The organism is Pseudomonas sp. JL23, assembly GCF_056933585.1.
The window spans coordinates 1,757,654-1,781,370 of the sequence record NZ_CM167795.1; the positions used below are offsets into that span (position 1 = coordinate 1,757,654).

Consider the following 23,717-nt stretch of genomic DNA (forward strand, 5'->3'; position numbering starts at 1 on the left):
ATCCCGGCCAACGGGGCCTGGGGGTCGCGACGACGTTTCCTGCTTGCTGTGGTGACGATTAGGACACCCTGTCAGCAAAAGCTTTGTCAGGAGGAGGAATCAACCATCGGTAGCGGACGAGATGAGGCGTCTATAACAAGCCTGGTGCTATACACAGTCCGATGGTTGTGCGTCTCTACCCTACACGTATCCCTGATAATTCGGGTGCTGCCGCGCGCAGAATCCGCAGCGGGTTGGCATTTACCGCAACCTTCCACTGGAAGGTCGCGCATCTATGGCTTAAGGCGTTGTTTCCGAAACATTCGCTCGGAGCGTCTGAAAGCGACTGCACTTTGTGAACTGGCCTTGAATATTGAGCTCCGAAGGCGAGTAGCTACTCTGCGTTCGGGCCTGTTTCAGGCCTCATGTCACCTGCGCTTGTTACGTTTCCAGACCTTCCAGTGTGCAGCGAAAGCCACGTAGGACGGCCTCGCGTCCTTGTGAATTGCGTGGTCAGGGCCGGTGTCACACCGCTTGTCCGCTGTCCAGGCCGCTTTTGGCGGCGTTCGCGACTATAGCAGCAATCATTAAGTGCTTCAAATCCATAAAAAATTGTTATGATTTGCGCCATGACGAATATCACCCCTCCAACCCCCGGCGTCCAGCTGGTAGAGGTTGCGCCGGAATATGCCGGTCAACGAATCGACAACTTTCTTGTCACTTTTCTCAAAGGCGTGCCCAAGACCTTGATTTACCGCATTTTGCGCAAAGGCGAAGTGCGAGTGAACAAGGGCCGGATCAAGCCCGAGTACAAGTTGCAGGCGGGCGACATCATCCGTGTCCCGCCGGTACGTGTGCCTGAGCGCGACGAGCCGGTGCCGGTCGCCCAGGGGTTGTTGCAGCGCCTGGAAGCGGCGATTGTCTACGAGGATAAGGCCCTGATCGTGCTCAACAAGCCGGCCGGCATCGCCGTGCACGGCGGCAGCGGCCTGAGTTTCGGGGTTATCGAAGCCTTCCGTCAGTTGCGCCCCGATGCCAAGGAGCTGGAGCTGGTGCATCGCCTGGACCGGGACACCTCGGGCCTGCTGATGATCGCCAAGAAGCGCAGCATGTTGCGCCACCTGCACGCCGCTCTGCGCGGCGATGGCGTCGACAAGCGCTACATGGCCCTGGTCCGTGGCAACTGGCCAACCGCCCAGAAACAGGTACGCGCGCCGCTGCTCAAGAGCAATCTGCGTTCCGGCGAGCGGATGGTCGAGGTCAACGAGGAGGGCAAGGAAGCCTTGACCCTGTTCAAGGTCCTGCGCCGCTTCGGCGACTTCGCCACCATGGTCGAGGCCAAGCCGGTTACCGGGCGTACCCACCAGATTCGCGTGCATACCCTGCATGCCGGGCACTGTATCGCCGGTGACACCAAGTACGGCGAAGAAGGCTTCTCCAAGGAAATTCGTGACCTGGGCGGTAAACGCCTGTTCCTGCACGCCTACATGCTGACCGTGCCGCTGCCCGATGGCGGCGAGCTGAAGCTGGAGGCACCGGTCGATGAGATGTGGGCCAAGACTGTGGAGCGACTGCTGAGTGCGCCGTGACTATGATTTGCTAATTTTTGATTGGGACGGCACCTTGGCCGACTCCATCGGTCGTATCGTTCTGGCCATGCGCAGCGCGGCCCAAACCGGGGATATGCCGGTTCGAGATGATGCCTCGATCAAAGGCATCATCGGCCTGGGTCTGCCCGAGGCGATTGAAACCCTGTATCCGGGTATCACCCAGCGTGACCTGGTGGCGTTTCGCGAGCGGTATGCCAATAGCTACATGACCATGGACGAGGTGCCTTCGCCGTTGTTCGACGGGGTTGCCGAATCCATCGAGGCGTTTCGTGCCGAGGGTTATCACCTGGCCGTGGCCACGGGCAAGGCGCGTCGCGGCCTGGACCGGGTGCTCAAGTCCAACGGCTGGCTGGATTATTTCGATGCCACCCGTGCCGCTGACGAGACCGCCAGCAAGCCGCACCCGTTGATGCTGCATGAAATTCTTGCGCATTGCCGCGTGGCGCCTGAGCGGGCGTTGATGGTGGGTGATTCGTCCTTCGATCTGCAGATGGCGCGCAATGCCGGCATGGACTCCGTGGCCGTGGGGTACGGGGCGCAATCCCTGGACTCGCTGCGCGAATTCGGCCCGCGACTGGCCATCGATCATTTTAACGAGTTGCGCACCTGGCTGTCGGCGCGCAGCGCCTGAGTCTTTGTTGTTGGGGTGATTAAATGTCTGATGAGTGGAAAGCACCGCAAGGTGTCGATGAGCGCGCGGACAGCAAGGCCGACGCCAAGAGCTGGAAGCTGCTGGAAAAGACCCTGCTGGCCGGTATTCAGGAGCAGCGGCGCTCGCGGCGCTGGGGGATCTTCTTCAAGAGCCTGACCTTTCTCTACCTGGTTGGCGCGCTGTTCATGTTCTCGCCGCTGATGGATGTCGAAAAGGGCGCCTCGCGCAAGGACAGTCATACCGCGCTGATCGAGATCAAGGGCATGATCGCCGACAACGAAATGGCCAGTGCCGACAATATCGTCGGCAGCCTGCGCGAGGCCTTCAGGGACGAGAAGACCAAGGGCATCATCCTGCGCATCAACAGCGGTGGCGGCAGCCCGGTGCAATCGGGTTACGTCTATGACGAAATTCGTCGCCTGCGTGTCGAGAAGCCGAATATCAAGGTTTATGCGGTGATCGCCGATCTCGGCGCTTCCGGGGCTTATTACATCGCCAGTGCCGCTGACCAGATCTATGCCGACAAGGCCAGCCTGGTCGGTTCCATCGGTGTGACGGCGGCGACCTTCGGCTTTGTCGGCACCATGGAGAAGTTGGGCGTCGATCGCCGGGTCTACACCTCGGGTGAGCACAAGGCCTTCCTTGATCCGTTCCAGCCGCCCAAGGCCGAGGAAACCCAGTTCTGGCAGAGCGTGCTGGACACCACCCACAAGCAGTTCATTGCCAGCGTCAAGCAGGGCCGTGGCGACCGCCTCAAGGACAAGGATCACCCCGAGCTGTTCTCCGGGCTGGTCTGGACCGGCGAGCAGGCGTTGCCTCTGGGTCTGATCGATGGCCTGGGCAACACCAGTTCGGTGGCGCGTGATGTGATCGGCGAGAAAAAGATCGTCGACTACACCGTGCAGGAATCGCCATTTGATCGCTTCTCGAAAAAGCTGGGCGCCAGCGTGGCTGAGCAGATTGCCATGTGGGCAGGCTTCAATGGGCCGACCTTGCGCTGATCAAGGTTATGGCTGAATGAAAACCCGACCATTGGTCGGGTTTTTGTTTTGGGTAGATAGAGTTCAGGCTGTGATTTGGAATGCGGTTCCTATGTAGGAGCTGCCGAAGGCTGCGAATGGATTTGTCTGATGCATCGCTTTCGCAGCCTTCGGCAACTCCTACAGGTCATGCCCATTTCAGGGAATGGCGTAGCCTTCATCTATTAGCATATCGATCAGGCGGATCAGCGGCAGGCCGATCAGACTGGTGGCGTCGCTGCCCTCGGTGCTGCGGAACAGGCTTACACCCAGACCTTCGGCCTTGAAGCTGCCTGCGCAGTCGTAGGGTTGCTCTGCATACAGGTAGCGCTCGATACCGGCTGTGCTCAGCTCGCGCATGTGCACGGTAAAGGGCACGCAATCGGTCTGGCTCTGGCCGGTGCTGCTGTTGAGCAGGGTCAGGCCGGTCAGGAAGGACACGCTGGCGCCGCTGGCCGCCGTCAGTTGTTCGCGGGCGCGTTCGAAGGTGTGGGGCTTGCCGAGGATCTGCTCGCCGAGCACGGCGACCTGGTCGGAGCCGATGATCAGGTGGTCGGGGAACGCTGCGGCCAGAGCCTGGGCTTTCTCCCGGGACAGGCGCTGGACCAGTTCGAGTGCGCTCTCGCCGGGGCGTCTGCTTTCATCTATATCAGGCGACTGGCAGACGAATGGCAGGCCCAGGCGTTCGAGCAATTCACGGCGGTAGGGCGAGCTGGAAGCGAGGAGCAGAGGCAGCATGCGGATCTCCATTCATTTGACTCACGATTCTAATATCAGATGCATCACGTTGCTGGCCTGAATTTCCTTTGACAGAGCAGGGGGGCATCCCTAGAATGCTGCGCCTATGTTGAATGACCCGATTCCACCTCACGTTGACCCGCGCAAATTAGCTGACCGTGGCACCAGCCTTCAAGGCGAAGTGTTACTGGCTGATTTGGAGAGACTCTGCGATCCGCTTTCCGATAACCTCGGTACGGTGCAGGCTAAATTCGTTTTTGAGCGTGACGAACGACGCGCTGTGGTTATCCACAGTGAAATCGACGCCTCGGTCAAGATGGTTTGCCAGCGTTGTCTTGAGCTGGTCACCCTGCCGATCCACAGCGAGTGCAGTTACGCCGTGGTGAAGGAGGGTGCGAATACCCAGTCGTTACCGAAAGGTTATGACGTGCTGGAACTGGGCGAAGATCCTTTGGATCTGCTGGCATTGATCGAGGAGGAGCTTTTGCTCGCCTTGCCCATTGTGCCTGCTCATCATCCGGAAGAATGCCAGCAGCCGGCGGGTCTCGATGAGCCCGAACCGAGCGTGGACGAGGTAACGCGGTCCAACCCGTTCAGTGTATTGGCGCAGTTAAAGCGTGACCCAAACGTTTAGGAGTTAATCAATTATGGCTGTTCAGCAGAACAAAAAATCCCGCTCTGCCCGTGACATGCGTCGTTCGCACGACGCTCTCGAGGCAAGCACTCTGTCGGTAGAAAAGACCACTGGTGAAGTTCACCTGCGTCACCACGTATCGCCAGAAGGCGTATACCGTGGTCGTAAAGTGATCGACAAGGGCGCTGACGAGTAATTTCTTGTCCGCTCCGATCATCGCGATCGACGCAATGGGCGGGGACTTCGGTCCCCGCAACATTGTTCAGGCCTCTATTGCGTGCCTGTCTGCAAGCCCCTCGCTTCACCTGACCCTCGTCGGTCAATCCCCCATCCTTGAAGACCTTATTGCCCGCCATCCTGGTGTGGATCGCTCGCGCCTGCGTGTTGTCAATGCCAGCGAAGTCGTGACCATGGACGATCGCCCGGCCCAGGTTCTGCGCGGCAAGCCAGACTCGTCGATGCGGGTTGCCCTGGGATTGGTCGCTGATGGCCAGGCCCAGGCCTGTGTCAGTGCCGGCAATACCGGTGCGCTGATGGTGCTCTCGCGTTTTCTGCTCAAGACCCTGCCGGGCATCGACCGCCCGGCGATGGTTGCGGCCATTCCCACCCAGCGCGGCTATTGTCAGTTGCTGGATCTGGGGGCGAATGTCGATTGCAGCGCGGAAAACCTCTATCAGTTCGCGGTCATGGGCTCGGTTGCCGCCGAAGCGCTGGGCGTGCCCCGGCCGCGGGTGGCGCTGCTCAATATCGGCACCGAGGACATCAAGGGCAATCAGCAGGTCAAGCAGGCCGCCGGTCTGCTTCAGGCCGCTGCCGGGCTGAACTACACCGGCTTCATCGAAGGCGACGGCTTGTACCGGGGTGAGGCGGATGTGGTGGTGTGCGATGGCTTTGTCGGCAATATCCTGCTCAAGTCCAGCGAAGGTTTGGCGACCATGATTGCCGGTCGAATTGACGCCATGTTCCGGCAGCATCTGTTGTCTCGCGCCGTTGGCGTGCTTGCGCTTCCGTTGTTGCGCCGCCTGCGTGCCGACCTGGCCCCGGCCCGGCATAACGGCGCGAGTCTGCTGGGTTTGCAGGGTATCGTGGTCAAGAGTCATGGCTCGGCGGGCGTGCAGGGCTTCCAGAGTGCGATCCAGCGTGCGTTGATCGAAATCCAGGAAGATCTGCCGCGACGCCTGAATGGGCGTCTTGATGGGGTGTTGTAGCCCGTATTTACGGGCGTGGGGCTAAAATGTGACGCTGCTGACCGGCCAGTCATCCAACAGGGCAGTCACGCAACTTAGAATTCTTGCGTTCGGCCGTGCCGGGCGTTCATTTCGACGACCAATCATTCAGGGGCTTGTTACATGTCTGCATCCCTCGCATTCGTCTTTCCGGGTCAAGGATCGCAGTCCCTCGGCATGCTTGCCGAGCTGGGCGCCCAATACCCGTTGATCATCGACACCTTCAAAGAGGCGTCCGACGCCCTCGGCTACGACCTCTGGGCGCTGACCCAGCAAGGTCCGGAAGAGCATCTCAACCAGACCGACAAGACTCAGCCGGCCATTCTCACCGCGTCCATCGCGCTGTGGCGTCTTTGGCTGGCCGAGGGCGGCGCGCGTCCGGCCTACGTTGCCGGGCACAGCCTGGGCGAATACAGTGCCTTGGTCGCGGCGGGCAGCCTGACACTGGCTGACGCGGTCAAACTGGTCGAACGCCGTGGCCAGTTGATGCAGGAAGCCGTTCCGGCCGGGCAGGGCGGCATGGCCGCGATTCTCGGTCTGGACGACGCTGTGGTCATTGCAGCCTGCGCCGAAGCGGCCCAGGGCGATGTGGTCAGCGCGGTCAACTTCAACTCCCCTGGCCAGGTGGTGATCGCCGGGCAAGCCGCCGCTGTCGAGCGCGCCATAGAGCTGTGCAAGGCCAAGGGCGCCAAGCGTGCTCTGCCGCTGCCGGTCAGCGTGCCGTCCCATTGCGAGTTGATGCGTCCGGCCGCCGAGCGTTTCGCCGAAGCCGTCAACGCGATTGACTGGCAGGCGCCGCAGATTCCTCTGGTGCAGAACGTCAGCGCCGCGATTGCTGGCGATCTGGACACCCTCAAGAGTGATCTGCTGCAACAGCTGTACAAACCCGTGCGTTGGGTCGAGTCCGTGCAGTGCCTGGCGGCCAATGGCGCGACCCAACTGGTCGAATGCGGTCCCGGCAAAGTGCTGGCCGGTCTCAACAAGCGTTGCGCCGATGGCGTGGCGACTTTCAATCTCAATACCCCAGACGCCTTTGCCGCCACCCGCGCGGCACTGGCCTGATTAGGAGAAGCCTGCATGAGCCTGCAAGGTAAAGTTGCACTGGTTACCGGCGCCAGCCGTGGTATCGGTCAAGCCATCGCCCTGGAACTGGGTCGCAATGGTGCCGTGGTCGTTGGTACAGCCACCTCTGAAGCCGGTGCCGAGCGTATCAGCGCCACCTTCAAGGAAAACGGCATCGAAGGCTTCGGCCTGATGCTGGACGTGTGTGACGCGGCCTCTGTGGACGCCACTCTGTCGACTATTCAGGAGCGCGTCGGCGTACCGCTGATTCTGGTCAATAATGCCGGTATCACCCGCGATAACCTGATGATGCGCATGAAGGACGACGAATGGCATGACGTCGTCAACACCAACCTGAACAGTCTGTTCCGCCTTTCCAAGGGCGTTTTGCGTGGCATGACCAAGGCGCGCTGGGGGCGGATCATCAGTATCGGCTCCGTGGTAGGTGCCATGGGCAACGCAGGCCAAGTAAACTACGCAGCCGCCAAGGCCGGTCTGGAAGGTTTCAGCCGTGCACTGGCTCGTGAAGTGGGTTCGCGTGCCGTTACCGTGAACTCTGTAACACCAGGTTTCATCGATACCGACATGACTCGTGAGCTGCCAGAAGCCCAGCGCGAAGCCCTGTTGACCCAGATTCCACTGGGTCGTCTGGGTCAGGCGCAGGAGATCGCCAACGTCGTCGCTTTTCTCGCATCCGAGGGTGCAGGCTACGTGACCGGGGCTACAATCCCAGTCAATGGCGGGATGTACATGAGCTGAATGTGACTGCTCGGGGCAAAAAAATGTCATACGAGCTGTCGGAAAATCCGTTATAAAGCTGCAATCTTTTAATAGGCGGCAGGCCGTTGGAGTCGAAGTCCGAAGCGTTTTGCTTGAAAAGCGTAAAACGTCTTCTATACACTTACCCACCGGCCAGCCGCCTGAATTTGTCCACTAGGAGTTAAAATACGGTATGAGCACCATCGAAGAGCGCGTCAAGAAAATCGTTGCCGAGCAACTTGGCGTCAAGGCTGAAGAAGTCACCAACACTGCTTCTTTCGTTGAAGACCTGGGTGCTGACTCCCTCGATACCGTTGAGCTGGTAATGGCTCTGGAAGAGGAATTCGAGACTGAAATCCCTGACGAGGAAGCCGAGAAGATCACCACCGTTCAAGCAGCTATCGATTACGTTACTGCCCACCAGGCGTAATAGTTTGTAATCGTTGCTTGCTGTCGTGGAAAAACCGCACTGCCTTCACCGGCGTGCGGTTTTTTCTTTAAAAACGATGCTTCGTGTCGTCAATAAGAGAAAAGGAGAGTCCTGTGTCGCGTAGACGTGTCGTGGTCACCGGTATGGGTATGCTGACGCCGTTGGGTACGGATGTGCCAAGCACATGGCAAGGCATTCTGGCTGGCCGCAGTGGCATTGGCCTGATCGAGCACACAGACCTTTCGGCTTACAGCACCCGTTTTGGCGGTTCGATCAAAGGTTTCAACGTTGAAGAGTACCTGGCGCCCAAAGAGGCCCGTCGGCTCGACCTCTTCATCCAGTACGGCCTGGCCGCAAGCTTTCAGGCGGTGCGCAACGCCGGTCTGGAAGTCACCGATGAGAACCGTGACCGCATTGGCGTTGCCATGGGTTCGGGGATCGGTGGCCTGACCAACATCGAAAACAGCAGCCGTACGCTGCACGAGCAAGGTCCGGGGCGCATTTCGCCGTTCTTCGTACCGGGCTCGATCATCAACATGATTTCCGGTTTCCTGTCGATCCATCTGGGTGTACAGGGGCCTAACTACGCCATCGCAACGGCCTGCACGACAGGTACGCATTGCATTGGCATGGCTGCACGCAATATCGCCTACGGTGAAGCCGACGTGATGATTGCCGGTGGTGCCGAAATGGCTGCCTGTGGTCTGGGCATGGGCGGTTTCGGGGCTTCCCGTGCGCTGTCGACCCGCAACGACGATCCGGCCCGCGCCAGCCGTCCGTGGGACAAGGGCCGTGATGGCTTCGTCCTGTCCGACGGTGCCGGTGCCCTGGTTCTCGAAGAGCTGGAGCACGCCAAGGCCCGCGGCGCGACCATCTATGCCGAGTTGATCGGTTTCGGTATGAGCGGCGACGCGTACCACATGACCTCGCCGCCGGAAGATGGCGCCGGTGCTGCGCGCTGTATCACCAACGCCATGCGCGATGCCAGGCTCAATCTCGATCAGGTCCAGTACATCAACGCCCACGGCACCTCGACGCCGGCCGGTGACTTGGCTGAAGCGTCGGCGATCAAGTCGGTGTTCGGCGATCACGCCTACAAGCTGGCGGTGAGTTCGACCAAGTCCATGACCGGTCACCTGCTCGGCGCTGCCGGTGCGGTAGAAGCCATCATCAGCATCCTGGCGATCAACGATCAGGTGGCGCCGCCGACCATCAACCTGGATGAGCCGGATGAAGGCTGCGACCTGGACTTCGTGCCCCACGAAGCGCGCAGGATGCCGATCGATGTGGTCATCTCCAACTCCTTCGGTTTTGGCGGGACCAACGGTTCTCTGGTGTTCCGCCGGTTCGCCGAGTGATGTCGAGCTGGATCGACGGTCGTCCTGCCGACGCCTTGTCGGTCAAGGATCGCGGCCTGGCCTATGGCGATGGTCTGTTCGAGACCATCGCCGTCAGGTCGGGGCGGCCATCGTTGTTCGAGCGCCATCTGCGGCGTCTCGAGCTGGGTTGCCAGCGTCTGGGTATGGCCTTCGATCGCGAGCGGATCATTGAAGAGTCACTGCGCTTCGCCGGGCAACTGGGCGAGGGCGTGATGAAGCTGATCCTCACCCGTGGCGACGGCCTGCGCGGTTATGCGCCGCCAGCCGACGCACAGCCGCGCCGAATCCTTCAGGGCGGCCCGACGCCAGCCTACCCGCCTGCTCACGCTGACGATGGCGTCCGCCTGTTTGCCTGTCGCACCCGTCTGGCCCAGCAGCCGCTGCTGGCCGGCCTCAAACACCTGAATCGCCTGGAACAGGTGCTGGCCCGTGGCGAATGGCAGGACAGTGAGCATGCCGAAGGCCTGATGTGCGACACCGACGACCGCGTGATCGAAGCGGTCTACAGCAACCTGTTCCTGGTGCGTGAAGGTCGCCTGCTCACCGCCGATCTGAGCCGCTGTGGCGTTGCCGGGGTGATGCGCGCCGAACTGCTTGATCAGGCCGACAAACTCGGGGTCGTTACGGACATCCGCGATCTGCCGTTGTCTGAGCTGGCATCGGCCGACGAAGTGTTTCTGTGCAACAGCGTCTATGGCATCTGGCCGGTCATTGGCTATGAGCAGTTGAGCTGGCCGGTCGGTCCGCTCACTCGTAAACTACAGGGCATTGCTCGTGCACTTCTGGATATCTGATTTGTGATCCGAAAACTCTTGGTGTTGCTGGAAATTGCCTTGGTCGTCTTCGGCCTGGGCGTGGGCCTGTCTGTGTGGCAGGTCAATCAGGCACTGCATCAACCCTTGAAAGTGACTGAAGAGCAATTGCTCGACGTGCCCGCCGGTTCGACCCCGAGCGGTGTGCTCAATCGCATGGAAACCGATGGCGTCATCAAGGATGCCTTCTGGCTGCGCCTGTACTGGCGCTTCAACCTGGCCGGGCAGTCGTTCCATACCGGTGAATATCGCATGACGCCGGGCATGGATATCGATGCCCTGCTTGGCTTGTGGAAGCGCGGCGAAGTGGTGCAGTACAGCCTGACCCTGGTTGAAGGCTGGAATTTCCGCCAGGTGCGTGCGGCGTTGGCCAAACAGCCCAAGCTCGGTCAGACCCTGGTCGGTTTGAGTGACAGCGAATTGATGACCAAACTGGGTCATCCGGGCGTGTTCCCTGAAGGGCGATTCTTCCCCGATACCTACCGTTACGTGCGTGGCGTCAGTGATGCAGAGCTGCTCAAGCGCGCCTTCACTCGCCTCGACGATGTGTTGGATGAGGAATGGAACAAGCGCGCCGCTGATGTGCCTTATGTCGATCCGTATCAGGCCCTGACCATGGCCTCGCTGATCGAGAAGGAAACCGGCGTGCCCCAGGAGCGCGGCAAGATTGCCGGGGTCTTCGTGCGCCGTCTGCAACTGAACATGCTGCTGCAGACCGACCCGACGGTGATCTACGGTCTGGGCGAGCGCTATAACGGCAAGCTGACCAAAGCCATGCTCAAGGAAGCCACGCCCTACAACACCTATATGAATGCCGGCCTGCCGCCGACGCCGATTGCCATGGTCGGGCGCGAGGCGATTCATGCTGCGCTGAACCCGGCGCCGGGCAATAGCCTGTATTTTGTCGCCCGTGGCGATGGCAGTCATGTGTTCTCCGCTGATCTGGATGCTCACAACGCGGCGGTTCGCGAGTTCCAGCTCAAGCGCCGCGCCGATTATCGTTCCAGCCCGGCACCGATTTCCGCGCCGGCCCCCGATGCGCCTGCACCGGTCGCCGACCCAGCACCCGCCAGCGCGCCTGTACCGCCTGTTAATCCTGTCACGCCGGTACAACCGAGCGAGGCCAGCCCGCAATGAATTTGACCAAGGATTGCCTGTGACCGGCCTGTTCATCACCCTCGAAGGCCCGGAAGGGGCCGGTAAAAGCACCAATCGTGAGTACCTTGCGGCGCAACTGCGTGCCCAGGGCATCGACGTGGTCTTGACCCGCGAGCCCGGCGGCACGCCCCTGGCCGAGCGCATTCGCGAACTGCTGCTGGCGCCCAGCGAAGAAGCCATGAGCGCTGATACCGAGCTGCTGCTGGTATTCGCCGCCCGTGCCCAGCATCTGGCCGAAGTGATCAAGCCGGCCCTGGCCCGTGGCGCCGTGGTGCTGTGTGATCGTTTTACCGACGCTACCTACGCCTATCAGGGCGGTGGTCGTGGTTTGTCTTTTGAGCGCATTGCTGTGTTGGAGAACTTCGTACAGGGCGATCTGCGTCCGCACCTGACGCTGGTTTTCGATCTGCCGGTGGAAGTCGGCCTGGCCCGGGCCAGTGCCCGTGGTCGCCTGGACCGTTTCGAGCAGGAAGGCCGGGCGTTCTTCGATGCCGTGCGCAGCACTTATCTGCAGCGCGCCGCCGCCGAGCCTGGGCGCTACCGTCTGGTAGACGCGGCGTTGTCGTTGCCTGAAGTACAGCAATCTCTCGACAGCCTGCTGCCCGACCTGCTGGAGCTTTACCGTGGCTGAAGCCTACCCCTGGCAGGATTCGCTGTGGCAGCAGATGGCCGGTCGTGCCCAGCATGCCCACGCCTACCTGCTGCACGGGCCTGCCGGGATCGGCAAGCGGGCACTGGCTGAGCGCCTGATGGCCCGACTGCTGTGCCAGAGGCCGGTCGGCCTGGATGCCTGTGGCCAGTGCAAGTCTTGCATGTTGTTGGCAGCGGGCAGTCACCCGGACAACTATGTGCTGGAGCCGGAAGAAGCGGACAAGGGCATCAAGGTCGATCAGGTTCGTGATCTGGTCAGCTTCATCGTGCAGACCGCGCAGATGGGCGGGCGCAAGGTGGTACTGGTCGAACCGGTGGAGGCGATGAATATCAACGCCGCCAACGCTTTGCTTAAAAGCCTGGAAGAGCCATCCGGTAATACTGTTCTGCTATTGGTCAGCCATCAGCCCAGCCGTTTGTTGCCGACGGTGAAGAGCCGTTGCGTGCAACAGGCCTGCCCGCTGCCCAGCGAAGAGATGAGCCTGCGTTGGTTGGAGCAGGCGCTGCCGGAATGTGCGCTGGAGGAGCGTCTCGAACTGCTGGCGCTGGCTGCCGGTTCGCCATTAATGGCGGTCAGCCTGCATGCTCAGGGTGTTCGTGAGCAGCGTGCTTTGGTGGTGGAGGGGGTGAAGAAGCTGATCAAGCAGCAGCAATCGCCCACGCAACTGGCCGAAAGTGCCTGGAAGGATATTCCGCTGTTGCTGCTGTTCGACTGGTTCTGCGACTGGTCACACCTGATCCTGCGCTACCAATTGACTCGGGATGAAGATGGGCTTGGTTTGTCGGACATGCGCAAGGTGGTGCAATACCTGGCGCAGAAATCGTCGCAGGACAAGGTGCTGGCAATGCAGGATTGGGTGCTGGCTCAGCGCCAGAAAGTCATGTCCAAGGCCAACCTTAATCGCGTCCTGTTGCTCGAGGCATTGCTGGTGCAGTGGGCAGGGCTGCCCGGACAAGGGTAGACTCACCGTCATTCGGAACACCTAAAGGAGATTTAATGAGCCTGCCGCTGAATTCCGGTCCACGTAACGGTATTTTGTCCCTGACCATCAAGGACAAGTCCGTGCTCTACGCGGCGTATATGCCCTTTATCAAGAACGGCGGGCTGTTTATCCCCACCAGCAAGAGCTACAAGCTCGGCGACGAAGTCTTCATGCTGCTCAACCTGATGGACGAGCCGGAAAAGATTCCGGTCGCCGGCAAGGTCACCTGGATTACGCCGCGCGGAGCCCAGGGTAACCGCGCCGCCGGTGTCGGTGTGCAATTCAACGACGGCGACAATACCGCCCGGACCATGATCGAAACCTACCTGGCCGGCGCCCTCAAGTCCGACCGTCCCACCCATACGATGTAGTTGCCATTGCTCCCATGCTTGTAGATTCCCATTGTCACCTCGACCGCCTTGACCTCGCCCAGCACGCAGGTTCTCTCGACACTGCCCTGGAGGCCGCCCGGGCCAGGGGTGTCGGACATTTCCTGTGCATCGGTGTCAGTACCGACAATGCTGCTGCGGTTCGCGCATTGGCCGATCGCTATGACGATGTGGACTGTTCGGTAGGGATTCATCCGCTGGACGTGCAGCCCCAGGGCGCTCCGGCCCTGGACTGGCTGTTGCGTGAACTGGATCACCCGCGGGTAGTGGCCATCGGTGAGACCGGTCTGGATTATCACTACGAGCCGGAAGCGGCCGAAGTCCAGCAGCAATCTTTCCGTCTGCATCTGCAAGCGGCGAATATCACCGGCAAACCGGTCATCGTGCATACCCGTGGCGCCCGTGCCGACACTCTGGAGCTGTTGCGCGAAGCGGCCTTGCCTCAGGGCGGCGTACTGCACTGTTTCACCGAAGATTGGGACATGGCCAAGGCGGCACTGGACCTGGGCTTTTATATTTCCCTGTCGGGCATCGTCACCTTCCGCAATGCTGATGCGCTGCGCGATGTTGCGCGGCAGGTGCCTGCCGATCGTCTGCTGGTGGAAACCGATTCCCCCTATCTGGCGCCGATTCCCTATCGCGGCAAGCCGAACCTGCCGCAGTACGTGCGCGAAGTGGCCGAGTTCCTGGCGATGTTGCGCGGCGAAAGTTACGAAGCCTTTGCCGAGCAGACCACGGAAAACTTCCGTCGTCTGTTCCCTCTGGCCAGGGTCGCAGCCTCGCGTTAAATCGCAGGCAAAAAAAACCCGGGTTCTGGGGGGTGAATCCGGGTTAAGACCATTAGGAGTAAAACAAAGGTACGCTATCCATTGGCACCTTTACTGGCACGTCATTTGGGGGATATGCCGCGCCAACGCTGTAAGTATTGGTCAGTATTGGCGGGCGTCCAGTGCCGGTTTGTACGTTTTTTAAACAGATTTGGAATAGCCGGACGGCAATTGTGTGCCGGTTGCTGCGGTTGAGTTGACTCGGCACATCGCAAACCCGATGCACCTGCCTGAATTGAAATGAGATTCTGCTATGGGACCGGCTTTAGCCGGGAAAGCGCCTTCCCGGCTAAAGCCGGTCTCACAGGGTCACGCATACCCAAGGTCAAACACCATTTCAGGAAGGCTGCCGCGATTCCTGCCAACATCCCGCATAAATCCGCAGAATGGCGGGATATGGTCGGATGATCCGTGCAATTTGTTGCAAGTTAGGCATAATACCCGGCTTCGATTTTGACCCCGACAGACCTCCTTATGCAGAAAGAACCTCGCAAGGTCCGTGAGTTTCGTCGCCGCGAGCAGGAAATTCTCGACACCGCACTCAAGCTGTTTCTCGACCAGGGTGAAGACAGTGTCACCGTCGAGATGATTGCGGATGCCGTGGGTATCGGCAAAGGCACCATCTACAAGCACTTCAAGTCCAAGGCGGAGATCTATCTGCGCCTGATGCTCGACTACGAGCGCGATTTGAACGAGCTGCTGCTGTCTGCTGATGTGGATAAGGACAGGGAATCGCTGTCGCGGGCCTACTTTGAGTTCCGCATGCGCGATCCGCAGCGTTATCGCCTGTTCGACCGTCTGGAAGAAAAGGTGGTTAAGGGCAATCAGGTGCCGGAGATGGTCGGCGAGCTGCACAAGATCCGCGCCTCGAACTTCGAACACCTGACCCTGCTGATCAAGGGCCGCATCACCGAAGGCAAGCTCGAAGACGTTCCGCCCTATTTCCACTATTGCGCGGCCTGGGCTCTGGTCCATGGTGCGGTGGCGCTGTATCACTCGCCGTTCTGGAGCAATGTGCTGGAAGATCAGGAGGGTTTCTTCCAGTTCCTCATGGATATTGGTGTGCGCATGGGCAACAAGCGCAAGCGTGACCCTGAGGCGATTACCGACGCGGGCCCAACTGCCAGCGACGGTTGACGCATTCGCCGGCGTGATGGCGCTCGCAAACGATGCGGGGCGCCATCTGCGAGGAATATACTCGGGCTTTCCTCCCTTCGGAGTCGACCATGATCGTCGATCGCCAGGGCCGACGCTTTCGCAATCTGCGAGTCAGCCTGACGTCAGCCTGTAACTACGCCTGTACCTACTGCGTGCCCGACGGCAAGCGGTTGGTTGCTGCCCAGGATGAACTCTCGGCAGATGCGTTGGCCCGTGGTGTGGCGTACCTGATCGAAGCGGCCGGGATTGAGCGGTTGCGCATTACCGGCGGCGAGCCCTTGGTCAGTCCACGCCTGGAGTCCTTCATGACCCAGGTCGGCGGTCTTGGACTGGCGGATATCAGCCTGACCACCAATGGCCAGTTACTGGCGCGCAAGCTGCCTATCCTGCTGGCAGCCGGTATCCGCCGGTTGAATGTTTCCCTCGATACTCTTGATCCCGATGCGTTCCGGCGTATCGCCCGGGGCGGCGACCTGGCCACTGTCCTTGACGGCATGGAGCAGGCGCAGGCCGCTGGCCTGAAGATCAAGGTCAACATGGTGCCGTTGCGCGGGCAGAACCTGGATCAGGTCATGCCGTTGCTTGATTACTGCCTGGAGCGCGGTTACGAGCTGCGCTTTATAGAGCTGATGCGCATGGGCCACCTGGCCAGCGATTCCAATGCCTTCCTGCAGCAGTTCGTCAGCCTGCAACAACTGCTGGCGCTGATCGGCGAGCGCTATGAATACCTGCAGGCCCAGGCGCCCATTGATGCTACTGCGGTGCGTTATCACATTCCGGGCCAGGGCTTTTTCGGCGTGATCGCCAACGAAAGCGTGCCGTTTTGCCGGACCTGCTCACGCCTGCGCCTGTCTTCCACAGGCTGGCTGCACGGTTGCCTGTCCTCCAGCAATAGACACTATGTCGGCGATTTGCTCGACAAGCCTCGGCATCAGGCCTTGCCTACCTTGCAGCGGCTATTGGTCAAGGCCCTGGGGGACAAGCAGGATGTGGCGTTCTCTGGCGGGGCGACGGTAATGAAGATCATCGGCGGCTGATCATCTGCTGTTACAAGCGTGATACAGCATTCTGCGCAGAGATGGCGCGGAAGCTGCATTAGCAGGCTATTCGCCGGTTTTCCGTCACCGGTACTTGGAGGGGATAATGCGTAGCCTGGTTTTAGTGCTGGCGCTTTTGGCGTTGAGTGGTTGCATGAGTGTCAGCGACATGGCCGAAGGCACCCGCGATCAGTTCAGTGATGCAGGGTTGCTCGATCACAGCGATACCCATCGCATCAATAACCTGCGCCTGCAGCCGGACTCCTTTATTTATATCGCCCAGGGCAATTTCGTGCCCAAAGGCGTCAACTATCCACGCCCCAACGTGATTGCCGAAGAGGCCTTCGACGGCTTCGTCGAGTATTTTCCGATGGTTCGCCGCGCTCCTGGGCCCATGGGTCTGGAAGAAGCGATGACCCAGGCGCGGGCGGCCGGCGCACATTATCTGTTGTACACGCGCTTCGCCAAATCCGACGACCGCATCGGTAATTTTGACGAATGGTCTGACCAGGAAGCCCTGGATCGTCTGGGTATCGACAGTGGCGTGATCCAGTTGATGGTGATCGAGACCGGCACCCGCTACCTGATCGACAGCGCCCGCATCCATGCCCGTGGCGGATTGCTGACGTTGCACAACACTGCGCCCGAGGATTTGCTTATTCCGCCATTGGAGGATTACGCTCGAATGTTGCTGGGTATGAGTAAATAATCCCAGAAGGATCTCATAAAATGTGGGACCGGCTTTAGCCGGGAATACGTCTTCCCGGCTAAAGCCGGTCCCACAGAAAGGCGTTGTGCTATTCAATCTGATAGGAGTCAGGCATGACTGGTCCGGGCAAGGCCAACGATCTGTTCGCACAAATTCCCAAGTCCAAAGGGCTGCCGCCCGTGCATTTGTGGAACCCGGATTTCTGCGGCGATATCGACATGCGTATCGCCCGCGACGGCACCTGGTACTACCTGGGTACGCCGATCGGCCGCAAACCCATGGTGCGGCTGTTCTCCACCATCATGCGTCGCGATGACGATGACTATTTCCTTATTACTCCCGTAGAAAAAGTCCGTATTCGGGTCGACGATGCGCCTTTCGTGGCAGTCAGCCTCGAGGTGCAAGGGCAGGGCGAGCAGCAAATATTGCGCTTTACCACCAATGTCGAGGACCTGACCGAAGCGGGCGCTGAGCACCGCCTGCGCGTCGTCACTGACCCCCAGACCCAGGAACCGGCGCCCTATATTCATGTGCGCGCCAATCTTGAGGCGCTGATTCATCGCAACGTGTTCTATCAGTTGGTCGAGCTGGCGGTCTCCCGGAAAATCGACGGGCAGCGCTGGCTGGGTGTCTGGAGTCATGGCGATTTTTTCCCCATCGGGCTTGAGCCCTGATGAGTCCGCGGCAGGCCAGCAAAGCCAAGCCTCGATTGCCTGCCTGTGATGTGGCGAGTAAAGTGCCGCTCCCTGTTTTTCCTGAGGTTTTTGCATGAGCCAGTCCTTTGATATCGCCGTGATCGGCGCCACCGGTACTGTCGGCGAAAACATCGTCCAGATTCTTGAAGAGCGTGACTTCCCGGTTGGCCAGTTGCATTTACTGGCCAGTATCGAGTCCGCCGGCCAATCCGTGCCGTATCGCGGCAAGAATGTGCGGGTGCGTGAGGTCAACGAGTTCGATTTCAGTAAGGTCGCCCTGGCGTTCTTCGCAGCAGGCCCGGCGATCAGCCTCAGCTACGTTGAGCGTGCGATGGCGGCGGGGTGTGCAGTCATCGACTTGTCGGGCGCGTTACCAGTGTCTCAGGCGCCGAATCTGGTGCCGGAAGTCAATGCCGAACGCCTGTCGGCCATAAGCAAACCCGCGCAGGTTGCCAGCCCCAGCGCGTCGGCGATTGCGGTGGCCATGGCGTTGGCTCCGCTGCGTGGCCTGCTGGATATCCAGCACATCAGCGTTACGGCGTGTCTGGCGGTATCGAGCCAGGGACGCGAAGGGGTGTCGGAACTGGCCCGGCAAACTACCGAATTGTTGAATGTCCGTCCTCTTGAACCGCGTTTCTTTGATCGGCAAATGGCCTTTAACCTGCTGGCTCAAGTGGGCGCGCCGGACGAGCAGGGCCATGTGCCGCTGGAAAAACGTCTGGTTGCGGAGTTGCGCGAGTTGCTCGCACTGCCTTTACTGAAGGTTTCTGTGTCCTGCATTCAGGCCCCGGTATTTTTTGGCGACAGCTTTACTGTCGCGGTGCAGTCGGCGATCGCCGTTGACCTGCCTGCAGTGAGCGCCGCGCTTGAGGCCGCACCGGGGATCGAGCTGGTCGATGCTGGGGATTATCCGACGGCAGTGGGTGACGCAGTGGGTCAGGACGTGGTCTATGTGGGGCGCGTTCGGGCGGGTATTGATGACGCTGCGCAACTTAATTTGTGGCTTGCGTCTGATAATGTTCGCAAAGGTGCCGCTCTAAACGCTGTGCAGCTCGCCGAATTGTTGATAAAAGGCTATGTGTAAAAGATACTTGGCAACAATTTGTAGAATCATTCTAGCTTGACACCCACTGGCAGGATTTACCTCCTCGGCTGCCGGGGAATTTTTGAACAAGGGATGGGCTATGGTTCAGGTTCGTAAACTGGTATTAGCAATCGCTGCGGCTTCAGCGCTGTCATCAGGTATGGCGCACGCGCTGGGGCTCGGGGAATTGTCGGTCAAGTCGACCCTGAACCAGCCGTTGGTAGCTGAAATCGAGCTTAAAGATGCCGGTGGCCTCAGTGCCGGACAGGTGGTGCCGAGCCTGGCGACCACGGCCGATTTCGCTCAGGCGGGCATTGCCCGGCAGGCATTTCTCAATGACCTGACGTTCACTCCGGTGATCAACGCCAATGGCAAGAGTGTGCTGCGCATTACCTCTTCCCGTGCGGTGCGTGAGCCCTATGTGAAATTCCTCGTGCAGGTGCTGTGGCCCAACGGCCGCTTGCTGCGCGAATACAGCTTGCTGCTCGATCCACCAAAATTCTCGCCTGAGGCTGCCGCCGCTGCTGCAGCCACGGCACAATTGCCTGCGACCGCGCCGACTCCGGCGCCTGCTCCGGCCCCGGTTGCACTGCCGCCTGCAGAACCTGTAGCGCCAGCCGCCGGCACTAATCCGCCTGCACCGGCTGCAAAACCTGCGGCTGATGCCAAGGGCACCACTCAATACACCACCGGCAATAACGACACCCTCTGGCAGATTGCCGAGAAAGTGCGTAACGGCGGTTCGGTCCAACAGACCATGCTGGCCATCCAGGCGCTGAACCCGGATGCCTTCATTGCGGGCAACATCAACCGCCTGAAAAAAGGCCAGGTCCTACGCCTGCCAACGCCGGAACAGGCCGCAGCCATGCCGCAGCCCAAGGCGGTCACCGAAGTTGCGCAACAGAATCGCGCCTGGCGTGAAGGCCGCCGTGCGCCAGCTGCCGGCGCCCGTCAGGTCGATGCGACCCGTCGCGAGAAGGCCGGTGCCGCGCCATCCAAGGTCGAGCCCAAGGACAACCTGAGCCTGGTATCAGCCAACGCCAAGCCTGCCAAGGGCGGTAAAGGCGTTGTCGGCGACAAGGACATTGGCAACAAACTGGCAGTGGCCCAGGAAAGTCTGGATACCGCCCGTCGCGACAACGCCGAATTGAAAAGCCGCATGACCGACCTGCAAAGCCAGGTCGACAAGCTGCAACGCCTGATTCAGCTGAAAAACGATCAATTGGCCAAGATGCAGGCTCCGGAAGCTGCCCCGGCGACTCCGGCAGCAACACCTGCGGTTCCAGCCACTATCGTTCCGGCCAACGCCGCCAAGCCTGCTGAAACCCCGGCGCAGCCAGCGGCTGCGGCTGGTGATGCTGCCCAGGTCAGCGCACCGGAACCCGACAAGTCGCTGCTGGTAGAGCCGGTCGCGCCGCCACCGGAAACCATGGAAAGCTCGCTGAACAAGCTGCTGGCCAATCCGGTGATGATGGGTCTGATCGGTGGCGGCGCGGTTCTGTTGTTGCTGCTGCTGGCGTTGTTCCTGATCCGTCGCCGCAAGGCCAGGGAAGAAGCGGACAAACACAAACGCATGGCCCGTGCCTTGGCTGAGGAGTCGGATTTCGTTTCCGATATGGACATGGAGCTGCCTCAGGCCAGCTTTGACGGCCTCGATGTGCCGCCGCCAAGCGTCAAAATGGCGCCATCCGCCGCCGCTGCGCCAGCCCGTGAAGTTCCGGCTGATGCACTGGTTCAGGCCGAGATTCATATCGCCTACGGCCGCATGAACCAGGCAGTCGAGTTGCTTGAGGAAGCGATCAAGGAGGATCCGGATCGCACCGATGTTCGTATGAAGCTGATGGAAATCTACGCCGAGCAAGGCAACACCAAGGCGTTCGCGGTCCACGAACGGAAAATGGTGGCTGCGGGAAAGAATCACGCTGAGGTCGAGCAGCTAAAGAGTCGTTACCCGACCATGAACACAGTTGCAGCAACAGCCGCCGTAGCGGCTGCCAGCGTGACTGCTGCGGCCATTGCCGCAGAACTGGATGCCAAATACGTCGAAGAACTGTTGCAGGACGATCCCGAGCCCGAGCCACCAGTGGTCGCTGCGCCTGAGCCGGAACCCGAGCCGGTGGCAGACGACGCATTTGACGCCCTGGATGATAATGAATTTGACCTGAGCCTGGACGGACTCGATGACGAGCCAACCCAGACACCGGTCGATCTCAGCCTTGATGATCTGTTGGCGGACGAACCGTCGGCGCCTGCTGCTGCCGAGCCAAGCTTCGAATCGCTGTTGCAACAGCAGACCGAAGCCAAGGCCGAAGCGGACGCCATGGATGATCTGTCCGATTTCGATCTGGATCTTGGCGAAGACGCGCCTGAGCTGAAAGCCGAAGATGATTTCGTGCTGGATGACGACGCGCTGGATCTGGGCGTCGTCGACGCCGAAGAGCCGGAAATTCACGATCTGCAACTGCCTGATGACTTCGACCTGTCGCTATCGGACGATCTTGAAACCGCCCAGGCTACCGAGGCTTTTGCCTCCGAGATCGACGATGTCAACGCCGAACTGGATCGTCTTTCGGCGAACCTGGAACATCCGCCGATCGCCAAACCGTTTGAGGCGCCAAGCTTCACCGCCGATGACGCAATGTCGATGGATGATGAGCCAGACTTCGACTTCCTGTCGGGCACTGATGAAGCGGCGACCAAACTCGACCTGGCCCGTGCCTACATCGAGATGGAAGACAGCGACGGCGCCCGGGATATCCTTGATGAGGTGGTTGCCGAGGGTAACGCCACTCAAAAGGCCGAAGCCCAGGAAATGCTGGCGCGGTTGGCCTGACAGAACCCTGCCGCGCGCACGAATCATGTGGGACCGGCTTTAGCCGGGAAGACTCAGTAATGACCGATACTTTTCTATCGTCTGTCATATTGTCTTCCCGGCTAAAGCCGGTCCCACAGAGCAACCTGAACGCACCTTGTAGGTATTTGACAAAAACGGCCGCCGATGCGGCCGTTTCTGTTTATGTCCTGATCGGCCTGCGCATGGCGTCTTTTCTCGGCGGCCTTATAATGGCCGACTTTTCGATCTTCAACAGGCTGTGATTTCTTGGCGAACATAGATAACCCGGTAGCTGAAATGGCTGCCGAGGGCTTTTTCCGTATTGCGCTGGGCGTTGAATACAAAGGCTCGCGCTACTGCGGCTGGCAGCGTCAGGCTTCAGGCGTGCTGACGGTGCAGGAAACCCTGGAAGACGCCCTGTCCAAAGTCGCCGATTCGCCGGTCTCGCTGATGTGCGCCGGCCGCACCGACGCCGGGGTTCACGCCTGCGGTCAGGTGGTGCACTTCGATACCCAGGCTGAGCGCTCGATGAAAGCCTGGACCATGGGCGCCAATATCAATCTGCCCCATGACATCAGCGTGAGCTGGGCCAAGGTCATGCCTGCGCATTTCCACGCCCGTTTCAAGGCGATTGCCCGGCGGTATCGCTATGTGATCTACAACGACCAGATCCGTCCGGCGCACCTGAATCAGGAAATCACCTGGAATCACCGGCCGCTGGATGTGGAGCGCATGGCTCTGGCCGCAGAGTACCTGGTCGGTACCCATGACTTCAGCGCTTTCCGTGCCGGACAGTGCCAGGCCAAGTCGCCGATCAAGCAGTTGCATCACCTGCGGGTAACGCGCCACGGCAAGATGATCGTCCTCGACATTCGCGCCAATGCCTTCCTGCACCACATGGTGCGCAATATCGCCGGGGTGCTGATGACCATCGGTGCCGGTGAGCGCCCCATCGAGTGGGCCAGGGAAGTATTGGAAAGCAAGATACGCCGCACCGGCGGGGTCACGGCGCATCCCTTCGGCCTCTATCTGGTCCAGGTTGAATATCGTGACGAGTTTCCCCTGCCGGAGCGCTATATCGGGCCGCATTTCCTTACAGGTTTCGCCGAACTTGACGGCTGACGCCCGCACGAGCATTTGCTACCATCCCGGACTTCGCTGAAAGGCAGGAATCTGTGACATGTCAGCCGTTCGCAGCAAAATCTGCGGGATTACCCGCATAGAAGATGCATTGGCCGCCGTCGAGGCAGGTGCCGATGCCATCGGTTTTGTCTTCTATCCGCCAAGTCCGCGGGCTGTCACTGTGCAGCAGGCGCGGGCAATCATCGCCGCGTTGCCACCGTTTATCAGTACGGTCGGGTTGTTCGTCAACGCCAGTGCCTGTGAGTTGAACGAGACCCTGGATGCCGTTCCGCTGGATCTGTTGCAGTTCCACGGTGATGAAACGCCCGAACAATGCGTCGGCTATCACCGCCCGTTCATCAAAGCCCTGCGGGTGCAGGCCGGTGACGATATTGCAGCGGCTTGCCGGGCTTATCGCCAGGCCAGTGGCATTCTACTTGATGCCTATGTGCCCGGCGTGCCGGGCGGCACCGGAGAGTCTTTTGACTGGGCGCTGATTCCTCAAGGTCTGGAAAAGCCGATTATCCTGGCCGGTGGCCTGACTTCGGCTAATGTAGCCCAGGCCATCGCCCAGGTTCGCCCTTATGCCGTGGATGTCAGTGGCGGCGTGGAAAAATCCAGAGGCATCAAGGATCACGACAAGATTCGTGCATTCATGAGTGCGGTACACGGGGCTTGATGTGACGGCAGCGGTACTGCCGCCGTCCATAGCCTCACAGTTATTGGACCTGCTTTGGCCGGGAAGGGCGCCTTCCCGGCTTGAGCGGCCAC

At 60.1% G+C, this 23,717-nt stretch carries 26 protein-coding genes; 25 read left to right on the top strand and 1 reads right to left on the bottom strand.

Annotated features, from left to right (window positions below):
- Window positions 1–608: 608 nt before the first annotated feature.
- From rluC to AC1Z24_RS08235, 3 genes are read left to right on the top strand one after another with little or no spacing between them, the layout of a single operon-like run.
- A complete protein-coding gene (gene rluC / locus AC1Z24_RS08225; RefSeq protein ID WP_259099582.1) occupies window positions 609–1,568 on the top strand; it encodes a 23S rRNA pseudouridine(955/2504/2580) synthase RluC in 960 nt (319 codons plus the stop codon).
- Window positions 1,558–2,220 carry an HAD-IA family hydrolase gene (locus AC1Z24_RS08230; RefSeq protein WP_483745238.1) on the top strand — a complete coding sequence of 221 codons (663 nt, stop codon included), beginning with the start codon at window positions 1,558–1,560 and terminating at the stop codon, window positions 2,218–2,220. The genes rluC and AC1Z24_RS08230 overlap by 11 nt, the downstream gene beginning before the upstream one ends.
- A 23-nt stretch (window positions 2,221–2,243) precedes the next feature.
- Complete coding sequence (locus AC1Z24_RS08235) at window positions 2,244–3,242, top strand: S49 family peptidase (protein ID WP_483745239.1); 999 nt, start codon at window positions 2,244–2,246, stop codon at window positions 3,240–3,242.
- Between the two features lie 177 nt (window positions 3,243–3,419).
- On the opposite strand, the gene AC1Z24_RS08240 is transcribed toward AC1Z24_RS08235, so the two are convergent.
- A complete protein-coding gene (locus AC1Z24_RS08240) occupies window positions 3,420–3,998 on the bottom strand; it encodes a Maf family protein (protein WP_483745240.1) in 579 nt (192 codons plus the stop codon).
- A gap of 106 nt (window positions 3,999–4,104) precedes the next feature.
- Between AC1Z24_RS08240 and AC1Z24_RS08245 the strand changes: the two genes are divergently transcribed.
- The 22 genes from AC1Z24_RS08245 to AC1Z24_RS08350 all read left to right on the top strand — a co-directional run bounded on the left by AC1Z24_RS08245 (window position 4,105) and on the right by AC1Z24_RS08350 (window position 23,625).
- Window positions 4,105–4,632, top strand: coding sequence for a YceD family protein (locus AC1Z24_RS08245; RefSeq protein ID WP_259099592.1), 528 nt, complete (start codon window positions 4,105–4,107; stop codon window positions 4,630–4,632).
- Between the two features lie 13 nt (window positions 4,633–4,645).
- A complete protein-coding gene (gene rpmF, locus AC1Z24_RS08250; RefSeq protein WP_003179396.1) occupies window positions 4,646–4,828 on the top strand; it encodes a 50S ribosomal protein L32 in 183 nt (60 codons plus the stop codon).
- A 4-nt stretch (window positions 4,829–4,832) separates the two neighbouring features.
- Window positions 4,833–5,840 carry a phosphate acyltransferase PlsX gene (gene plsX / locus AC1Z24_RS08255; RefSeq protein WP_483745241.1) on the top strand — a complete coding sequence of 336 codons (1,008 nt, stop codon included), beginning with the start codon at window positions 4,833–4,835 and terminating at the stop codon, window positions 5,838–5,840.
- 141 nt (window positions 5,841–5,981) lie between these two features.
- Window positions 5,982–6,920 (top strand): ACP S-malonyltransferase, encoded by a 939-nt coding sequence (fabD, locus tag AC1Z24_RS08260; RefSeq protein ID WP_483745242.1) that lies wholly within the window; start codon window positions 5,982–5,984, stop codon window positions 6,918–6,920.
- A gap of 15 nt (window positions 6,921–6,935) precedes the next feature.
- A complete protein-coding gene (gene fabG / locus AC1Z24_RS08265; protein WP_259099721.1) occupies window positions 6,936–7,679 on the top strand; it encodes a 3-oxoacyl-ACP reductase FabG in 744 nt (247 codons plus the stop codon).
- Window positions 7,680–7,872: 193 nt separating this feature from the next.
- Window positions 7,873–8,109 carry an acyl carrier protein gene (acpP, locus tag AC1Z24_RS08270; RefSeq protein WP_081567453.1) on the top strand — a complete coding sequence of 79 codons (237 nt, stop codon included), beginning with the start codon at window positions 7,873–7,875 and terminating at the stop codon, window positions 8,107–8,109.
- 113 nt (window positions 8,110–8,222) lie between these two features.
- Complete coding sequence (fabF, locus tag AC1Z24_RS08275) at window positions 8,223–9,467, top strand: beta-ketoacyl-ACP synthase II (RefSeq protein WP_483745243.1); 1,245 nt, start codon at window positions 8,223–8,225, stop codon at window positions 9,465–9,467.
- A complete protein-coding gene (pabC, locus tag AC1Z24_RS08280; RefSeq protein ID WP_483745244.1) occupies window positions 9,467–10,282 on the top strand; it encodes an aminodeoxychorismate lyase in 816 nt (271 codons plus the stop codon). The genes fabF and pabC overlap by 1 nt, the downstream gene beginning before the upstream one ends.
- 3 nt (window positions 10,283–10,285) lie before the next feature.
- A complete protein-coding gene (mltG, locus tag AC1Z24_RS08285) occupies window positions 10,286–11,437 on the top strand; it encodes an endolytic transglycosylase MltG (protein WP_483745245.1) in 1,152 nt (383 codons plus the stop codon).
- A 19-nt stretch (window positions 11,438–11,456) separates the two neighbouring features.
- On the top strand, window positions 11,457–12,089 hold the full coding sequence (gene tmk, locus AC1Z24_RS08290; protein WP_483745246.1) for a dTMP kinase: 633 nt from the start codon (window positions 11,457–11,459) through the stop codon (window positions 12,087–12,089).
- Window positions 12,082–13,071, top strand: coding sequence for a DNA polymerase III subunit delta' (locus AC1Z24_RS08295; RefSeq protein ID WP_483745247.1), 990 nt, complete (start codon window positions 12,082–12,084; stop codon window positions 13,069–13,071). The genes tmk and AC1Z24_RS08295 overlap by 8 nt, the downstream gene beginning before the upstream one ends.
- 35 nt (window positions 13,072–13,106) lie before the next feature.
- Window positions 13,107–13,463: a PilZ domain-containing protein gene (locus AC1Z24_RS08300; protein ID WP_259099735.1), complete on the top strand. Its 357-nt coding sequence runs from the start codon at window positions 13,107–13,109 to the stop codon at window positions 13,461–13,463.
- Between the two features lie 14 nt (window positions 13,464–13,477).
- Entirely contained in the window at window positions 13,478–14,269 is a 792-nt protein-coding gene (locus AC1Z24_RS08305) for a TatD family hydrolase (RefSeq protein ID WP_483745248.1), read from the top strand.
- Window positions 14,270–14,782: 513 nt separating this feature from the next.
- The gene (locus AC1Z24_RS08310) at window positions 14,783–15,445 is read left to right on the top strand and encodes a TetR/AcrR family transcriptional regulator (RefSeq protein WP_483745249.1); all 663 of its coding nucleotides are present in this window, start codon (window positions 14,783–14,785) and stop codon (window positions 15,443–15,445) included.
- 89 nt (window positions 15,446–15,534) lie between these two features.
- Window positions 15,535–16,503 (top strand): GTP 3',8-cyclase MoaA, encoded by a 969-nt coding sequence (locus AC1Z24_RS08315; protein ID WP_483745250.1) that lies wholly within the window; start codon window positions 15,535–15,537, stop codon window positions 16,501–16,503.
- Window positions 16,504–16,609: 106 nt separating this feature from the next.
- Entirely contained in the window at window positions 16,610–17,212 is a 603-nt protein-coding gene (locus AC1Z24_RS08320) for a DUF4823 domain-containing protein (protein ID WP_259099743.1), read from the top strand.
- Window positions 17,213–17,325: 113 nt separating this feature from the next.
- Window positions 17,326–17,886, top strand: coding sequence for a DUF1285 domain-containing protein (locus AC1Z24_RS08325; RefSeq protein WP_483745251.1), 561 nt, complete (start codon window positions 17,326–17,328; stop codon window positions 17,884–17,886).
- 94 nt (window positions 17,887–17,980) lie between these two features.
- Window positions 17,981–18,991 carry an aspartate-semialdehyde dehydrogenase gene (locus AC1Z24_RS08330; protein ID WP_483745252.1) on the top strand — a complete coding sequence of 337 codons (1,011 nt, stop codon included), beginning with the start codon at window positions 17,981–17,983 and terminating at the stop codon, window positions 18,989–18,991.
- Window positions 18,992–19,091: 100 nt separating this feature from the next.
- Window positions 19,092–21,824 (top strand): motility hub landmark protein FimV, encoded by a 2,733-nt coding sequence (locus tag AC1Z24_RS08335; RefSeq protein WP_483745253.1) that lies wholly within the window; start codon window positions 19,092–19,094, stop codon window positions 21,822–21,824.
- A gap of 59 nt (window positions 21,825–21,883) precedes the next feature.
- Window positions 21,884–22,087 carry a hypothetical protein gene (locus AC1Z24_RS08340; RefSeq protein ID WP_483745254.1) on the top strand — a complete coding sequence of 68 codons (204 nt, stop codon included), beginning with the start codon at window positions 21,884–21,886 and terminating at the stop codon, window positions 22,085–22,087.
- Between the two features lie 34 nt (window positions 22,088–22,121).
- On the top strand, window positions 22,122–22,946 hold the full coding sequence (gene truA, locus AC1Z24_RS08345; protein ID WP_483746568.1) for a tRNA pseudouridine(38-40) synthase TruA: 825 nt from the start codon (window positions 22,122–22,124) through the stop codon (window positions 22,944–22,946).
- Between the two features lie 58 nt (window positions 22,947–23,004).
- Entirely contained in the window at window positions 23,005–23,625 is a 621-nt protein-coding gene (locus AC1Z24_RS08350; protein WP_483745255.1) for a phosphoribosylanthranilate isomerase, read from the top strand.
- The last annotated feature ends 92 nt before the right edge of the window (window positions 23,626–23,717 follow it).

Excerpts from the sequence above, each read along its gene's own strand:
- rluC (WP_259099582.1), top strand. The coding sequence starts at position 609 with ATGACGAATATCACCCCTCCAACCCCCGGCGTCCAGCTGGTAGAGGTT.
- AC1Z24_RS08235 (WP_483745239.1), top strand. The coding sequence starts at position 2,244 with ATGTCTGATGAGTGGAAAGCACCGCAAGGTGTCGATGAGCGCGCGGAC.
- AC1Z24_RS08240 (WP_483745240.1), bottom strand. The coding sequence starts at position 3,998 with ATGCTGCCTCTGCTCCTCGCTTCCAGCTCGCCCTACCGCCGTGAATTG.
- AC1Z24_RS08245 (WP_259099592.1), top strand. The coding sequence starts at position 4,105 with ATGTTGAATGACCCGATTCCACCTCACGTTGACCCGCGCAAATTAGCT.
- rpmF (WP_003179396.1), top strand. The coding sequence starts at position 4,646 with ATGGCTGTTCAGCAGAACAAAAAATCCCGCTCTGCCCGTGACATGCGT.
- fabD (WP_483745242.1), top strand. The coding sequence starts at position 5,982 with ATGTCTGCATCCCTCGCATTCGTCTTTCCGGGTCAAGGATCGCAGTCC.
- fabG (WP_259099721.1), top strand. The coding sequence starts at position 6,936 with ATGAGCCTGCAAGGTAAAGTTGCACTGGTTACCGGCGCCAGCCGTGGT.
- acpP (WP_081567453.1), top strand. The coding sequence starts at position 7,873 with ATGAGCACCATCGAAGAGCGCGTCAAGAAAATCGTTGCCGAGCAACTT.
- pabC (WP_483745244.1), top strand. The coding sequence starts at position 9,467 with ATGTCGAGCTGGATCGACGGTCGTCCTGCCGACGCCTTGTCGGTCAAG.
- AC1Z24_RS08300 (WP_259099735.1), top strand. The coding sequence starts at position 13,107 with ATGAGCCTGCCGCTGAATTCCGGTCCACGTAACGGTATTTTGTCCCTG.
- AC1Z24_RS08305 (WP_483745248.1), top strand. The coding sequence starts at position 13,478 with ATGCTTGTAGATTCCCATTGTCACCTCGACCGCCTTGACCTCGCCCAG.
- AC1Z24_RS08310 (WP_483745249.1), top strand. The coding sequence starts at position 14,783 with ATGCAGAAAGAACCTCGCAAGGTCCGTGAGTTTCGTCGCCGCGAGCAG.
- AC1Z24_RS08315 (WP_483745250.1), top strand. The coding sequence starts at position 15,535 with ATGATCGTCGATCGCCAGGGCCGACGCTTTCGCAATCTGCGAGTCAGC.
- AC1Z24_RS08320 (WP_259099743.1), top strand. The coding sequence starts at position 16,610 with ATGCGTAGCCTGGTTTTAGTGCTGGCGCTTTTGGCGTTGAGTGGTTGC.
- AC1Z24_RS08325 (WP_483745251.1), top strand. The coding sequence starts at position 17,326 with ATGACTGGTCCGGGCAAGGCCAACGATCTGTTCGCACAAATTCCCAAG.
- AC1Z24_RS08330 (WP_483745252.1), top strand. The coding sequence starts at position 17,981 with ATGAGCCAGTCCTTTGATATCGCCGTGATCGGCGCCACCGGTACTGTC.
- AC1Z24_RS08335 (WP_483745253.1), top strand. The coding sequence starts at position 19,092 with ATGGTTCAGGTTCGTAAACTGGTATTAGCAATCGCTGCGGCTTCAGCG.
- AC1Z24_RS08340 (WP_483745254.1), top strand. The coding sequence starts at position 21,884 with ATGACCGATACTTTTCTATCGTCTGTCATATTGTCTTCCCGGCTAAAG.
- truA (WP_483746568.1), top strand. The coding sequence starts at position 22,122 with ATGGCTGCCGAGGGCTTTTTCCGTATTGCGCTGGGCGTTGAATACAAA.
- AC1Z24_RS08350 (WP_483745255.1), top strand. The coding sequence starts at position 23,005 with ATGTCAGCCGTTCGCAGCAAAATCTGCGGGATTACCCGCATAGAAGAT.